Source organism: Donghicola mangrovi, from assembly GCF_013377535.1.
GTDB classification, from domain to species: domain Bacteria; phylum Pseudomonadota; class Alphaproteobacteria; order Rhodobacterales; family Rhodobacteraceae; genus Donghicola; species Donghicola mangrovi.
Genome location: NZ_JABCJE010000001.1, coordinates 218,129 through 232,196, shown reverse-complemented (window position 1 = coordinate 232,196; position 14,068 = coordinate 218,129). Strand labels below are relative to the sequence as shown.

At 59.6% G+C, this 14,068-nt stretch carries 13 protein-coding genes and 1 tRNA gene; 13 read left to right on the top strand and 1 reads right to left on the bottom strand.

The features are described 5' to 3' along the window. Positions 1-213: 213 nt before the first annotated feature. Entirely contained in the window at positions 214-1,536 is a 1,323-nt protein-coding gene (locus HJ536_RS01230) for a cytochrome P450 (protein ID WP_177156400.1), read from the bottom strand. A gap of 121 nt (positions 1,537-1,657) precedes the next feature. On the opposite strand from HJ536_RS01230, the gene HJ536_RS01225 reads away from it, so the two are divergent. The 13 genes from HJ536_RS01225 to rpoB all read left to right on the top strand — a co-directional run bounded on the left by HJ536_RS01225 (position 1,658) and on the right by rpoB (position 14,034). Then, positions 1,658-1,990, top strand: coding sequence for a DMT family transporter (locus HJ536_RS01225; protein WP_176852832.1), 333 nt, complete (start codon positions 1,658-1,660; stop codon positions 1,988-1,990). 70 nt (positions 1,991-2,060) lie between these two features. After that, positions 2,061-2,720 (top strand): hypothetical protein, encoded by a 660-nt coding sequence (locus HJ536_RS01220; RefSeq protein WP_177156399.1) that lies wholly within the window; start codon positions 2,061-2,063, stop codon positions 2,718-2,720. A gap of 177 nt (positions 2,721-2,897) precedes the next feature. Then, positions 2,898-4,073 carry an elongation factor Tu gene (gene tuf / locus HJ536_RS01215; protein ID WP_176852834.1) on the top strand — a complete coding sequence of 392 codons (1,176 nt, stop codon included), beginning with the start codon at positions 2,898-2,900 and terminating at the stop codon, positions 4,071-4,073. A 76-nt stretch (positions 4,074-4,149) separates the two neighbouring features. Then, positions 4,150-5,175 (top strand): zinc transporter ZntB, encoded by a 1,026-nt coding sequence (locus tag HJ536_RS01210; protein ID WP_177156398.1) that lies wholly within the window; start codon positions 4,150-4,152, stop codon positions 5,173-5,175. A gap of 83 nt (positions 5,176-5,258) precedes the next feature. Continuing rightward, positions 5,259-5,334: transfer RNA gene (locus tag HJ536_RS01205), tRNA-Trp, on the top strand. A 34-nt stretch (positions 5,335-5,368) separates the two neighbouring features. Beyond that, positions 5,369-6,208 (top strand): hypothetical protein, encoded by an 840-nt coding sequence (locus HJ536_RS01200; RefSeq protein ID WP_177156397.1) that lies wholly within the window; start codon positions 5,369-5,371, stop codon positions 6,206-6,208. 88 nt (positions 6,209-6,296) lie between these two features. Further along, on the top strand, positions 6,297-6,494 hold the full coding sequence (gene secE / locus HJ536_RS01195) for a preprotein translocase subunit SecE (RefSeq protein ID WP_177156396.1): 198 nt from the start codon (positions 6,297-6,299) through the stop codon (positions 6,492-6,494). A gap of 194 nt (positions 6,495-6,688) precedes the next feature. Further along, entirely contained in the window at positions 6,689-7,222 is a 534-nt protein-coding gene (gene nusG, locus HJ536_RS01190) for a transcription termination/antitermination protein NusG (protein WP_176852838.1), read from the top strand. 102 nt (positions 7,223-7,324) lie between these two features. Continuing rightward, positions 7,325-7,750, top strand: a complete 426-nt coding sequence (gene rplK, locus HJ536_RS01185) for a 50S ribosomal protein L11 (protein WP_176852839.1) — start codon at positions 7,325-7,327, stop codon at positions 7,748-7,750. After that, on the top strand, positions 7,750-8,451 hold the full coding sequence (gene rplA / locus HJ536_RS01180) for a 50S ribosomal protein L1 (protein ID WP_176852840.1): 702 nt from the start codon (positions 7,750-7,752) through the stop codon (positions 8,449-8,451). The genes rplK and rplA overlap by 1 nt, the downstream gene beginning before the upstream one ends. Before the next feature lie 232 nt (positions 8,452-8,683). Beyond that, complete coding sequence (rplJ, locus tag HJ536_RS01175) at positions 8,684-9,199, top strand: 50S ribosomal protein L10 (protein ID WP_176852841.1); 516 nt, start codon at positions 8,684-8,686, stop codon at positions 9,197-9,199. Between the two features lie 79 nt (positions 9,200-9,278). Continuing rightward, positions 9,279-9,656 (top strand): 50S ribosomal protein L7/L12, encoded by a 378-nt coding sequence (gene rplL / locus HJ536_RS01170; protein ID WP_177156395.1) that lies wholly within the window; start codon positions 9,279-9,281, stop codon positions 9,654-9,656. A 241-nt stretch (positions 9,657-9,897) separates the two neighbouring features. Next, positions 9,898-14,034 (top strand): DNA-directed RNA polymerase subunit beta, encoded by a 4,137-nt coding sequence (rpoB, locus tag HJ536_RS01165; protein ID WP_177156394.1) that lies wholly within the window; start codon positions 9,898-9,900, stop codon positions 14,032-14,034. Positions 14,035-14,068 lie beyond the last annotated feature (34 nt).

Sequence of the window (14,068 nt, the reverse complement as noted above, 5' to 3'; positions counted from 1 at the left end):
AAGTGCTTCAGCTATACTTAAGACCATACAGTATCAAAAGTATGCTGGCAACAAGAAAACGCCATAGTTAAGCACAATAGTTAATAAAGACTTACCATTTTTTCATTATATTTTATTTATTTATATCATGTGGGTAGTTTGCCTTGAGACCGTTTTGCTCACGAAAAGTGCAACACCCGGTTTCGTTGCGTCACCAACAAATGACTTTGCACGCTATAGTTGATGGGGTTTCGACGCTTTGGGCATCAGCCAAACCCCTCCGTCGGGCCGTAGTGTAAGAATCATAACCGGTTTCGGGACTTTCCCTGCGACCGGATCGAACCGATATTTGGTCAAAATTGAGGCAAGTATGATCACCGCCTCTGTCAAAGCGAAACTCGCGCCGATGCAGATTCGGGGTCCGTCCCCGAAAGGCAGATATGCATATCGCCGAATCGCTTTGCGGTCCGCGAATCGCTCGGGGCGGAAGCTGTCCGGTTCGTCCCAAAGCAGGTAGTTACGGTGTAATGCATAAATCGGGATCATCACCGTATCTCCGGCCTTGACCTCGCGCCCGCAGAGCCGGTCGTCCTTCAGGGCGGTGCGCGACACCAGCGCGGCCGGCGGATAGAGGCGCAGCGCCTCGTCGACGATCTGGCGGATGTAGGGCAGGTGGGGGATGTCCTCGGCGGTGGCGACGCGGTCCCCCAGAACGGAGCGGGCCTCGGCGCAGGCGATGTCCTGAACCCGCGGATCGTTCGCCACCAGATACAGCGCCCAACTCAGGGACAGGGCGGTCGTCTCGTGCCCCGCCACGATAAAGGTCAGTAGGTTGTCACGCAGCTCTTCGGTGGTCATCCGACGACCCGACTCGGGGTCCTCTCCGGCCAGCAGCAGGTCCAGCAGGTCGGGCACGCCCTTGGTTCCCGATTGGCGGCGCGCTTGAATGGCCCCGTCCGCGACCCGCTGCATGGTCTTGAGCGCATCGCCATTCCTGAGGCGGTTCAGGCGCGGCACCCACGACGGCAACCCCAGCAGGTCTCCCAGCGACATCTTGGCCGTGCTCTGGATATAGGCCTCGAGCGCGGCGTGCACGATATCGCGGTCGAACCCCTCCTGACCCGAGAACGTCACGTCCGAGATCACCTCGAACGTGGTCTGCACCATCTCGTCGTACATGTTAACGGCGCGCAGACCGCCCACCGCATCCAGCCGCTGCACACAGCGCTCGGCGGCGGCGGACATCACGGGGGCCAGCGCCGTCACGTTCCGCAGCGAAAACGAAGGCGCCGCCGTCCGCCGCTGCCAGTGCCATTCCTGCCCCTCGGCAATGAACAGGCTCTCGCCGATGGCGGGGCGCAGGATATCCTTGGTCACGTCGGATTTCGGATAGTCGGGCAGGCGGTCCCGCAGCATGTGATTCAGGGCGTCCGGGTCCATCACCATGTGCCAGCGTTTGCCCGTCCGCCCCGACACCATCGGCTGGCGCGTCGAAATTTCGGGCAACGTCTCCAGAACGTTGCGACGCATGGTCTGCAGGCTCTTCCATACTCCCATTGGTTCTGTCACCAGTGGAACGCGTACAGGAAATCCGGATTGCACCATGTGTCACCTCTCCCCTTTTGTGGTTAAGGATGTAGGCGTCATGCGCTGTCTGTAAACGGTTAAGGAGTCGTAGATGCTGCCCTATCTGGCCCTCGCCACGGCAATAGTTTGCGAGGTCATCGGCACCTCCGCGCTCAAACGCACCGAGGAATTCACCCGTCTGGGGCCCACCTTGGTGACCGTTGTGTCCTATATCATCGCCTTCTACCTGCTGACCGTGACCTTGCGCGCTCTGCCCGTCGGCATCGTCTACGCGGTCTGGAGCGGTCTGGGGATCGTGCTGATCTCGGTCGTGGGCTGGGTCGTCTATGCAGAACGGCTGGATTTGCCCGCGCTGATCGGCCTTGGGCTGATCCTGTCGGGGGTTGTGACGATCTTTGCCTTTTCGGGCACGGCGGGCCACTAACCGATCTTGCGTTGATCCTGTGGCGCAATTCGGGCTATTGCCGTTCCCGAACCCGTCATCCGGAGCGCCCATGACCCGTTTTATTGCCATCGCTATGCTTTGCCTCCTCGCCGCTTGTGCGAAGAAGTCCGATCTGGACCAACCGCCGGTCCCGCTGGGTCTGTTCGAGCTGGGGCATAACGTCGTTGTGGCGCCCCATCCGGTGCAGGGCCCCTTGTCCCGCGACGTCGCCCCCGAAGAGTGGGTGGACACCATGCGCGCCGCCATCGCCGCCCGCTTTGGCCGTTACGAAGGCGGCAAGCTCTACCACCTCGGGATCAGCGTGGATGGCTACGTTGTGGCCCAGACCGGCATCCCGCTGGTGCTGGCGCCCAAGTCGGTGCTGATCCTGAACGTGACCCTCTGGGATGACGCCAAAGGCAAGAAGGTCAACGACGAACCAGAGCGCATTATGGTGCTCGAATCGTTCTCGGGGCGGAACATCTTTGGCTCGGGTCTGACCCAGACCCGCGAAGAGCAGATGGAAAACCTGTCTTACAACGCGGCCAAGCGCATCGAGCACTGGCTGGAAAAGAATATCGAGGCGTTCGGGCTCGACAAACCGGCCGGTGATGCCACCACCGAAGAGGGCGCAGAGCCCAATGAAACCGGGGCGGATACCACCGAAACCGTGGAAACCACGACCCTGCCCGCAGCCGATGCTGCGGCAGCGGTAACCCCCGCGGAATAAACCAAATCCACGGCCCGTCGCGGTTTTTTGCCGGTGGCGGGCGATGCGGCATCACAACATCGCGTTTCCAAACCCTGCGAATGTCATCTGACGCTTGATTTTCTTGATGGCGTCCAATACATCGCCCGCGATGCTGAACCGGGGCAGGCTGCCCCCCCAACTCACGAGGCGCCATCGATGGCAAAGGAAAAGTTTGCGCGGAACAAACCGCACGTAAACATCGGCACCATTGGTCACGTTGACCACGGTAAGACCACTCTGACTGCAGCGATCACCAAGTACTTCGGTGACTTCAAAGCGTACGACCAGATCGACGGCGCGCCCGAAGAGAAAGCTCGCGGCATCACCATCTCGACCGCACACGTCGAGTACGAGACCGAAGCACGTCACTACGCACACGTCGACTGCCCCGGCCACGCTGACTATGTGAAGAACATGATCACCGGTGCTGCGCAGATGGACGGCGGCATTCTGGTTGTGAACGCAGCAGACGGCCCGATGCCCCAGACCCGCGAGCACATCCTGCTGGCGCGTCAGGTTGGCGTTCCCGCGCTGGTCGTGTTCCTGAACAAAGTTGACCAGGTTGACGACGAAGAGCTGCTCGAGCTGGTTGAGATGGAAGTTCGCGAACTGCTGTCCAGCTACGACTTCCCCGGCGACGATATTCCGATCGTTGCAGGTTCGGCTCTGGCCGCAATGGAAGGCCGTGATCCCGAGATCGGCGAGAACAAGATCCGTGAACTGCTGGCAGCTGTTGACGAATACATCCCGACCCCTGCTCGTGCGATCGACCAGCCCTTCCTGATGCCGATCGAAGACGTGTTCTCGATCTCGGGCCGTGGTACCGTTGTGACTGGCCGTGTTGAGCGTGGCGTGATCAACGTTGGCGACTCGATCGAGATCGTTGGTATCCGCGACACCAAAACCACCACCTGCACCGGTGTGGAAATGTTCCGCAAGCTGCTGGACCGTGGTGAGGCAGGCGACAACATCGGCGCCCTGCTGCGCGGTGTTGACCGTGAAGGCGTTGAGCGTGGCCAGGTTCTGTGTAAGCCCGGTTCGGTTCAGCCGCACACCAAGTTCGAGTCGGAAGTCTACATTCTGACCAAAGAAGAAGGCGGCCGTCACACTCCGTTCTTCGCGAACTACCGTCCGCAGTTCTACTTCCGTACCACTGACGTGACCGGTACCGTCGTACTGCCCGAGGGCACCGAGATGGTTATGCCCGGCGACAACCTGCGCTTTGCCGTAGAGCTGATCGCTCCGATCGCAATGGAAGAAGGTCTGCGCTTCGCGATCCGCGAAGGTGGCCGTACCGTTGGTTCGGGCGTCGTTGCCAAAATCGTCGAGTAATCAGGGTTTTCCCCGATTACGGAAAGGCCGCCTCCGGGCGGCCTTTTTGCTTTTGCGGGATCGTATCGGCCGTGCGATGCGTTATCCTGCCGACACCCGACCCGAAGGCCCCCTCATGACCGACACCAGCCCGATCCTGCTTGCCCACATCCTGAACGGCCCCGACCGCGGCGTCTGCGACGAGACCAAGCTGATCCACACCCTGCGCGAGGACACCCTTGGCTGGGTCCACCTCAGCGGCACCCACGGCGCGGCCGAGGACTGGATCATGACCCACCTCGACTATCTGGACCCCCAAGCCGCCGAGGCCCTGCTCGACGTGGACACGCGCCCCCGCATGATGGCCCTAGGCGACGGCCTCATGATCATCCTGCGCGGCATGAACTGGAACGAAGGCGAGGACCCCGAAGACATGGTCTCGGTCCGGATGTACATTGACGCCCACCGCATCGTGACCATCTCGCGCAAGCGCGTCCGCTCGATCGAGCTGCTGGATTCCGAAATCCGGCGGGGCAGGGGCCCCGAATCTGCGGGCGCCTTTCTGGTGCAGCTGATCGAATACCTCGTGGCTGGCATCGGCAAGTTCCAGACCAGCCTCGACAAGCAGGCAGAAACCCTCGAGGACGCCGTGATCGCCCAAGGCAGCGAATCCCTCCGCCGCGAGGTGGTGGACATGCGCCTTCAGGTCATCGCCGCCCTGCGCTTCCTTGTTCCCCAGCGCGATGTCCTCTCGGACGTCGTCCGGTCTGACGCCCCCTTTATCGACCTCGTCACTCGCCGCGAGATCGAAGAAGAGGCCATCAAAATGACCCGCATCGTCGAGGATATGGAAGAGCTGCGCGACCAGACCATGGTTCTGCGCGAAGAGCTTTCCGGCCAGCTCTCGGACCGCCTGAACAAGAACATGTTCGTCATGTCCATGGCCTCGGTGATCTTTCTGCCGCTGGGCTTTCTCACCGGCCTTTTCGGCGTGAACGTGGGCGGGATGCCGGGGGTGAATGACAGCCACGCCTTTGCTGATCTGGCCATCATCTGTGCGGTGATCGCGGTGGTGCAGATCCTTGGTCTGGTCATGCTGCGGTGGATCGGAAGACGCCGCTAAAAATATCCACGACCTTCTGGCAAGTTATGGCGAATTCCGTCTTGCAAACCCCGCGCGGGCCGATTAGACAGCCTCACGGCCTTAGGGGTATAGCTCAGCTGGTAGAGCGACGGTCTCCAAAACCGTAGGTCGCGGGTTCGAACCCTGCTGCCCCTGCCAGGCCAAATTTCGCAGCCACATGACGGAGCGCGAAATGAAAACAATCCCAGTATCACTGCATATCGGTGCGCATAAAACAGCGTCCACCCATCTGCAGAAAACGCTCGAAGCCGCTGCCGAACAGCTGGCCGATTGGGATGTCTGCTTTCTGGGCCCCAAGTCCCTGCGCAAGGATGGCGTGCCCCTGAACAAGCGTCTCGCGCGCGGGCAAAGCGCCCCCGACATGGCCGGCGATTGCGATGAACTGGTCATCTCCGAAGAAAACCTGATGGGCCCCCAGTTCCGGCCCAAATCGCGCCGCCCCCTCTATCCGCAGGGCGCCAAAAAGATTGCCGATATCACGGATGCCCTGACCGGCGCCGACGTGACCCTCTATATGGCGGTGCGCGATCCGGCGACGTGGCTTGCCTCCCTCTATGCCCATGCGGTGTTCAACGGGCTGGCCTGCGATGGCATCGACGCCTTTACCGAAGGGCGCAGCCCCGACACCCTGCGCTGGTCCGATCTGATCGCCGAGCTGGCCCAGACGAATCGCGTGGTTGTCTGGAGCCAAGAGGATTACCAAATCGTGTTTCCCCAGATCGTCGAGCACATGCTTGGCGAAGGGGCCGCCCTTGATCCGATCGAAGGGCATGTGAACAGCTCGATCTCTGCCGCCGCGATTGCGGTCCTCGAGGGGCAGGGGGCCGACCGCCCCGAACCCCAGAAATCCGCCCGCATCGCCAAGGCCCAGTACCCCGTCCGTGACCCGTCCGACCGGTTCCAGCCGTGGCCCCGCAAGGTACTAGAGGCCAGCCGCGCGGCCTATTTGGCGGACCTTAACCGGATCATGGATCTGGAAAACGTGACCCTTTTGCGCCGCCCTGCGTCATGACGCCAGCCATACGCGAACCATACGTCCGCCAGACTTGAACTCTGTGTCCTTAGGGCGTATGTGACCCGCCAGAAAAGTGAGGACCACCATGGCCAACACCAACCCGCTCCAGTTCGTCCAGCAGACCCGCGCCGAGATCGCGAAGGTCGCTTGGCCGTCCCGCAAAGAAGTCATGCTGACCACCCTTATGGTGTTCATTATGGCGTCGCTCTTTGCCGTATTTTTCTTTGTGGTGGATCTTCTGATCCGCTTTGGCCTGCAGGGCCTGCTTGCTGCGGTAAGCTGATCGCTTTCCCTCCCTTAAGCCTTGAAATTCTGCGCTCGGGGGGGTAATAGGCGCTTCACTGTCCTATGTGTGGCGTGTGGCGATTCGTAGCCCGCGCCCGTTTTTATTGGACGAACTGCGGTTAAACCGCAGATATCAAATGGAATTTGCACGCGGCTCCGGCCAAGTGCTGAGGAAACGAGACAGAGGCCCAAATGGCAAAGCGTTGGTATTCGGTGAGCGTTCTCTCGAACTTCGAGAAAAAGATCGCCGAACAAATCAGACAGAAAGCCGCCGAAAAGGGCCTTGAAGACCTGATCGAAGAAGTCCTGGTTCCCACCGAAGAGGTGATCGAGATCCGCCGGGGCAAGAAGGTAACGACCGAGCGCCGCTTTATGCCCGGTTACGTCCTGGTCCGCATGCAGCTGACCGACGAGACGTTCCTTCTGGTGACTTCGATCAACCGCGTGACCGGTTTCCTGGGTCCGCAGGGGCGTCCGCTGCCCATGCGTGATTCGGAAGTCAACGCGATCCTGAACCGCGTTCAGGAAACCGAAGAAGCGCCGCGCACCCTGCTGCGCTTCGAGGTTGGTGAAAAGGTCAAGGTCAATGACGGCCCGTTCGAAGATTTCGACGGGATGGTCGAAGAGGTGGACGACGACAACCAGCGTCTGAAGGTCACCGTTTCGATCTTTGGTCGCGAGACCCCGGTCGAACTGGAATTCACTCAGGTCACCAAACTGGTCTGAGTGTCCCCGCGGGAGGGGAGGGGCCGCGGCCCTGAAACCACACCGCGACAACAGTCAGCCTGACGGACGCGTCCCGAAGGTGTTGGATAAAGGAAAAGCCAAATGGCTAAGAAACTGATTGGCAGCCTCAAGCTGCAAGTGCCTGCGGGCAAAGCGAACCCCTCTCCGCCGGTCGGCCCCGCTCTGGGTCAGCGCGGTATCAACATCATGGAATTCTGCAAGGCGTTCAACGCCAAGACGCAGGAGATGGAAGTTGGTGCGCCTTGCCCGACCGTGATCTACTACTACCAGGACAAGTCGTTCACCATGGAAATCAAGACGCCCCCCGCGTCGTATTTCCTGAAGAAGGCTGCTAAGCTTCAGGGTGGTTCCAAGACCCCCGGTCGCGCAACTGCTGGTACCGTGACCGCGAAGCAGGTTCGTGAAATCGCAGAAGCGAAAATGAAAGACCTGAACGCGAACAGCGTTGAGCAGGCAATGAAAATCATCATGGGCTCGGCCCGTTCGATGGGCATCGAGGTAAAGTAATGGCTAAGCTTGGTAAACGCACCCGCGCCGTCCGCGAAGCCTTTGCTGGTAAAGAAGACCTCGCAATCGTAGAAGCCGTTGAGCTGGTAAAGGCAAACGCCACCGCCAAGTTCGACGAAACCATCGAGATCGCAATGAACCTCGGCGTTGACCCCCGTCACGCTGACCAGATGGTTCGCGGTGTTGTCAGCCTGCCCAACGGCACCGGCAAAACCGTTCGCGTTGCAGTGTTCGCACGTGGTGCCAAGGCTGACGAAGCCAAAGCAGCAGGCGCAGACATCGTTGGCGCAGAAGACCTGATGGAAACCATCCAGGGCGGCAAGATCGAGTTCGATCGCTGCATCGCAACCCCCGACATGATGCCGATCGTTGGCCGTCTGGGTAAGGTGCTTGGCCCCCGCAACCTGATGCCGAACCCCAAAGTCGGCACCGTGACCATGGACGTTGCTCAGGCAGTGTCGGACGCCAAAGGCGGCCAGGTCCAGTTCAAAGTTGAGAAGGCTGGTGTGATCCACGCTGGTGTTGGCAAAGCTTCGTTCGATGCCGACAAACTGGTTGAAAACATCCGCGCATTCGTAGATGCAGTTGCAAAAGCGAAGCCCGCAGGCGCGAAAGGTACCTACATCAAGAAGGTATCGATCAGCTCGACCATGGGCGGCGGTGTATCGGTAGACGTCGCTTCGGCTGGCGCTGCCAACTAAGAATTCCAGGGAAACCTGGATGGCGGGGCCCGATGGCCCCGTCCTGTCCGAGACGAAGGGTGTTCCGCAAGGGGCTTAATATCCGCCTTTCTGAGATGGGGAACGAACTAAGAATTCCGTATGGGGCTACCGCCCCGAGGATCTTGGCTTCGGGACCCTGAAACGGACCCGACGCTCTGACTTTGTCAGGGCAAACTTGAGCCGGGGGAAACCCCAAACTTGGAGTAAAACTGTGGATAGAGCACAAAAAGAGAAGGTGGTCGAGGAACTCGGCCAGATCTTTGAAAGCTCTGGCGTCGTTGTGGTTGCCCACTACGAGGGTCTCACGGTTGCGGAGATGCAAGACCTGCGTGCGCGTGCGCGCGCAGCGGATGCGTCGGTACGTGTTGCCAAGAACAGGCTCGCCAAGATCGCTCTGGAGGGTAAGCCCTGCGCAAGCATGGCAGAGTACCTTTCGGGCATGACCGTTCTGACCTTCTCGGAAGACCCCGTGGCAGCAGCCAAGGTCGCCGAGGACTTCGCCAAGGGTAATGACAAGTTCAAAATCCTCGGCGGTGCAATGGGTGAGAACGCTCTGGACCGTGCCGGTGTTGAAGCCGTGTCGAAAATGCCTTCGCGCGAGGAGCTTATTGCCTCGATCGTTGGTTGTATCGCCGCGCCCGCTTCGAACATCGCCGGTGCCATTGGCGCACCTGCTTCGAACATCGCCGGCATCCTGTCTACCATCGAAGACAAGGCAGCCGCCTGATAACGCAATCAAGAGAGCCGCGTAGGGCTATGCCCTGACGCTGGAACACATCTTAATATACATACGGAAAGAGTCTAAAATGGCTGATCTGAAGAAACTCGCAGAAGAGATCGTTGGTCTGACCCTGCTGGAAGCACAAGAACTGAAAACCATCCTGAAGGATGAGTACGGCATCGAGCCCGCAGCTGGCGGCGCAGTAATGGTTGCTGGCCCCGCGGCAGACGCAGGCGCAGCTGCTGAAGAAAAGACCGAATTCGACGTCATCCTGAAAGAAGCAGGCGACAAGAAGATCAACGTGATCAAAGAAGTTCGCGCGATCACCGGTCTGGGCCTGAAAGAAGCTAAAGAACTGGTTGAAGCCGGTGGCAAAGCTGTCAAAGAAGGCGTCGACAAGGCAGAAGCCGAAGCGATCAAAAAGCAGCTGGAAGAAGCAGGCGCTTCGGTCGAGCTCAAGTAATCTTGTCCCGGAGTTCATCCGGGTTGGATTTGCGGCAGGGTTGGGGTTTCCCCAGCCCTGCTGAACCTGTCTCAGCAAAGAGTTTTTCGTTAACTCTTTTCTAAGGCGAGGTTCAAAGGATCGGGAGGCTGCCGGTGGGACGGTGGCCAGGCATGGATCCAGAACACGCTGTCTCTTGGGTGTGCGACCGGGGCCCGACGGTGCGCGCAACCGCATGAGAAACGAAAGGTGAGATCGCTCCATGGCTCAGTCCTACCTCGGCCAGAAACGCCTGCGTAGATACTACGGTAAAATCCGCGAAGTGCTGGAAATGCCGAACCTCATTGAGGTTCAGAAGAGCTCCTATGACCTGTTCCTGAAGTCCGGCGATCAGTCGGTTCCCCAGGACGGCGAGGGTATCAAAGGCGTGTTCCAGTCGGTATTCCCGATCAAGGATTTCAACGAAACCGCGATCCTCGAGTTTGTCGATTACGAGCTGGAAAAGCCGAAATACGACGTCGAGGAATGTCAGCAGCGTGACATGACCTACAGCGCACCCCTGAAGGTGAAGCTGCGTCTGATCGTGTTCGATATCGACGAAGAAACCGGCGCGAAGTCGGTTAAAGACATTAAAGAACAAGACGTGTTCATGGGCGACATGCCCCTGATGACCCCGAACGGTACGTTCATCGTGAACGGCACCGAGCGCGTGATCGTCAGCCAGATGCACCGTTCGCCCGGTGTGTTCTTTGACCACGACAAGGGTAAAACCCACTCGTCCGGTAAACTGCTGTTTGCCTGCCGCATTATCCCCTACCGCGGCTCGTGGCTCGACTTCGAATTCGACGCCAAGGACATCGTGTTTGCCCGTATCGACCGTCGCCGCAAACTGCCCGTGACCACTCTGCTGTACGCTTTGGGTCTGGATCAGGAAGGCATCTGCGACGCCTACTACGAAACTGTTACCTTCAAGCTCGAGAGGAACCGCGGTTGGGTCACCAAGTTCTTCCCCGAGCGTGTGCGCGGCACCCGTCCGACCTACGACCTGGTTGACGCTGCCTCGGGCGAGATCATTTGCGAAGCCGGCAAGAAGATGACGCCGCGCGCCGTGAAGCAGATCATCGACGAAGGCAAAATCACCGAGCTGCTGATCCCGTTTGATCACATCGTTGGCAAATACGTCGCCAAGGACATCATCAACGAGGAAACCGGCGCGATCTACATCGAAGCTGGTGACGAGCTGACCTGGGAAGTCGACCGTGACGGCGACGTGACCGGTGGTACCCTCAAGGAACTGCTGGAAGCTGGCATCACCGAGATCCCGGTTCTGGACATCGACGGCATCAACGTTGGTGCGTACATCCGCAACACCATGGCGACCGACAAGAACATGAACCGCGACACCGCGCTCATGGATATCTATCGCGTCATGCGTCCGGGTGAACCGCCGACCGTCGAAGCGGCGTCGGCTTTGTTCGACACTCTGTTCTTCGATTCCGAGCGTTACGACCTGTCGGCTGTTGGCCGCGTGAAGATGAACATGCGTCTGAACCTCGACGCAGAAGACACCCAGCGCACCCTGCGCCGTGAAGACATCATCGCGTGTATCAAGGCTCTGGTTGAACTGCGTGACGGCAAAGGCGAAGTGGACGATATCGACCACCTCGGCAACCGTCGTGTCCGTTCGGTCGGCGAACTGATGGAAAACCAGTACCGCGTCGGTCTGCTGCGTATGGAGCGCGCGATCAAGGAACGCATGTCGTCGGTCGAAATCGACACCGTCATGCCCCAGGATCTGATCAACGCGAAACCTGCGGCTGCTGCTGTACGTGAATTCTTCGGCTCTTCGCAGCTGTCGCAGTTCATGGACCAGACCAACCCGCTGTCCGAAGTGACGCACAAGCGTCGTCTTTCGGCACTGGGGCCGGGCGGTCTGACCCGCGAGCGCGCAGGCTTCGAGGTTCGCGACGTTCACGCAACTCACTACGGCCGTATGTGCCCGATTGAGACGCCGGAAGGTCCGAACATCGGTCTGATCAACTCGCTGGCAACCTTTGCCCGCGTGAACAAATACGGCTTCATTGAAACCCCCTACCGCAAGGTTATCGAGGGCAAGGTCACTGACGATGTGGTCTACCTGTCGGCAACCGAGGAAATGCGCCACACCGTTGCGCAGGCCAACGCGGAACTGGACGAGGACGCCAAGTTCGTTCAGGAAATGGTCTCGACCCGTCAGGCAGGTGACTACACCCTGCAGCCGATCGAGAACGTTGACCTGATCGACGTGTCGCCCAAGCAGCTGGTTTCGGTCGCGGCATCGCTGATCCCGTTCCTCGAGAACGACGACGCGAACCGCGCACTGATGGGCTCGAACATGATGCGTCAGGCGCTGCCGCTGCTTCAGGCAGAAGCACCGCTGGTCGGCACCGGTATCGAGGAAATCGTTGCTCGCGACTCTGGCGCGGCCATCATGGCACGTCGTGCCGGCGTGGTTGACCAGGTTGACGCGCAGCGTGTGGTTGTTCGTGCAACCGGCGATCTGGACCCGACTGACCCTGGCGTTGACATCTATCGTCTGCGCAAGTTCCAGCGTTCGAACCAGAACTCGTGCATCAACCAGCGTCCGCTGGTGAAGGTGGGCGACATTGTTGGCAAAGGCGAAGTGATCGCTGACGGCCCCGCCACCGAGATGGGCGAACTGGCTGTCGGTAAGAACGTCGTCGTGGCCTTCATGCCCTGGAACGGCTACAACTACGAAGACTCGATCCTGATCTCCGAGCGTATCGTCCGTGACGACGTGTACACCTCGGTTCACCTCGAGGAATTCGAAGTCGCTGCCCGTGACACCAAGCTTGGGCCGGAAGAAATCACTCGCGACATCCCGAACGTCGGTGAAGAAGCGCTGCGCAACCTCGACGAGGCTGGCATCGTGTATATCGGCGCCGAGGTTGGACCGGGCGACATTCTGGTTGGCAAGATCACTCCGAAGGGCGAAAGCCCGATGACACCCGAAGAAAAGCTGCTTCGCGCGATCTTTGGTGAAAAGGCATCGGACGTTCGTGACACTTCGCTGCGTCTGCCCCCGGGTGACTACGGTACCGTTGTCGAAGTGCGCGTCTTCAACCGCCACGGTGTGGAAAAGGACGAACGTGCCCTCCAGATCGAGCGTGAAGAAGTCGAGCGTCTGGCACGCGACCGTGACGACGAGCTGGCCATCCTGGACCGCAACATCTACGCCCGTCTGCGCAAGCTGATCCTGGGCAAAGTTGCCGTCAAAGGCCCCAAAGGTGTGCGCCCCAACAGCGACATCACCGAGGAGCTGCTGGACAGCCTGAGCCGTGGTCAGTGGTGGCAGCTGGCGCTGGAAACCGAATCCGACGCACAGATCGTCGAAGCGCTGCATGAACAGTACAACGCTCAGAAGCGTTCGCTGGATGCCCGTTTCGAAGACAAGGTCGAGAAGGTCCGCCGCGGCGACGATCTGCCCCCGGGCGTCATGAAGATGGTCAAAGTGTTCATCGCGGTGAAGCGCAAGCTGCAGCCCGGTGACAAGATGGCCGGTCGTCACGGTAACAAAGGTGTGGTCTCGAAGGTTATCCCGATCGAAGACATGCCCTTCCTGGCTGACGGTACCCCTGTTGACCTCTGTCTGAACCCGCTCGGCGTGCCTTCGCGCATGAACGTCGGTCAGATCCTCGAGTGTCACATGGGTTGGGCGTCGCGTAACCTGGGTGTCCAGATCGACGAGTCTCTGCAAGAGTACCGTCGTTCGGGCGATATGACCCCCGTTCGCGAAGCTCTGCGTATCGCCTATGGTGATGACGTCTACGAAGAAGGTTTTGCAGATCTGGACGAGGGTATGCTGATCGAGCGTGCCCAGAACGCCACCCGTGGTGTTCCGATCGCGACCCCCGTTTTCGACGGCGCCAAGGAAGCAGACGTTAACGACGCACTGAAGCGCGCCGGCTTTGACACTTCGGGTCAGTCGGTACTCTTCGACGGCCGTACTGGTGAGCAGTTTGCCCGCAAGGTAACTGTCGGCATCAAGTACATGCTGAAACTGCACCACCTCGTGGACGACAAAATCCACGCGCGTTCGACTGGTCCGTACAGCCTCGTTACCCAGCAGCCGCTGGGTGGTAAGGCGCAGTTCGGTGGTCAGCGCTTCGGTGAGATGGAAGTGTGGGCGCTGGAAGCATACGGCGCGGCATACACCCTGCAGGAAATGCTGACCGTCAAGTCGGACGACGTTGCAGGCCGTACCAAGGTCTACGAGAGCATCGTCAAGGGCGAGGACAACTTCGAGGCCGGCGTGCCCGAATCCTTCAACGTTCTGGTGAAGGAAGTCCGCGGCCTCGGCCTGAACATGGAACTCCTGGACTCGGAGGCGGAAGAGTAAGGGGCCCCGTGCCCCTTACCTAACCCCCTTCGGC

Bases quoted from the DNA above. Each gene is read 5' to 3' on its own strand.
- HJ536_RS01230 (WP_177156400.1), bottom strand. From the start codon at position 1,536: ATGGGAGTATGGAAGAGCCTGCAGACCATGCGTCGCAACGTTCTGGAG.
- HJ536_RS01225 (WP_176852832.1), top strand. From the start codon at position 1,658: ATGCTGCCCTATCTGGCCCTCGCCACGGCAATAGTTTGCGAGGTCATC.
- HJ536_RS01220 (WP_177156399.1), top strand. From the start codon at position 2,061: ATGACCCGTTTTATTGCCATCGCTATGCTTTGCCTCCTCGCCGCTTGT.
- tuf (WP_176852834.1), top strand. From the start codon at position 2,898: ATGGCAAAGGAAAAGTTTGCGCGGAACAAACCGCACGTAAACATCGGC.
- HJ536_RS01210 (WP_177156398.1), top strand. From the start codon at position 4,150: ATGCGTTATCCTGCCGACACCCGACCCGAAGGCCCCCTCATGACCGAC.
- HJ536_RS01200 (WP_177156397.1), top strand. From the start codon at position 5,369: ATGAAAACAATCCCAGTATCACTGCATATCGGTGCGCATAAAACAGCG.
- secE (WP_177156396.1), top strand. From the start codon at position 6,297: ATGGCCAACACCAACCCGCTCCAGTTCGTCCAGCAGACCCGCGCCGAG.
- nusG (WP_176852838.1), top strand. From the start codon at position 6,689: ATGGCAAAGCGTTGGTATTCGGTGAGCGTTCTCTCGAACTTCGAGAAA.
- rplK (WP_176852839.1), top strand. From the start codon at position 7,325: ATGGCTAAGAAACTGATTGGCAGCCTCAAGCTGCAAGTGCCTGCGGGC.
- rplA (WP_176852840.1), top strand. From the start codon at position 7,750: ATGGCTAAGCTTGGTAAACGCACCCGCGCCGTCCGCGAAGCCTTTGCT.
- rplL (WP_177156395.1), top strand. From the start codon at position 9,279: ATGGCTGATCTGAAGAAACTCGCAGAAGAGATCGTTGGTCTGACCCTG.
- rpoB (WP_177156394.1), top strand. From the start codon at position 9,898: ATGGCTCAGTCCTACCTCGGCCAGAAACGCCTGCGTAGATACTACGGT.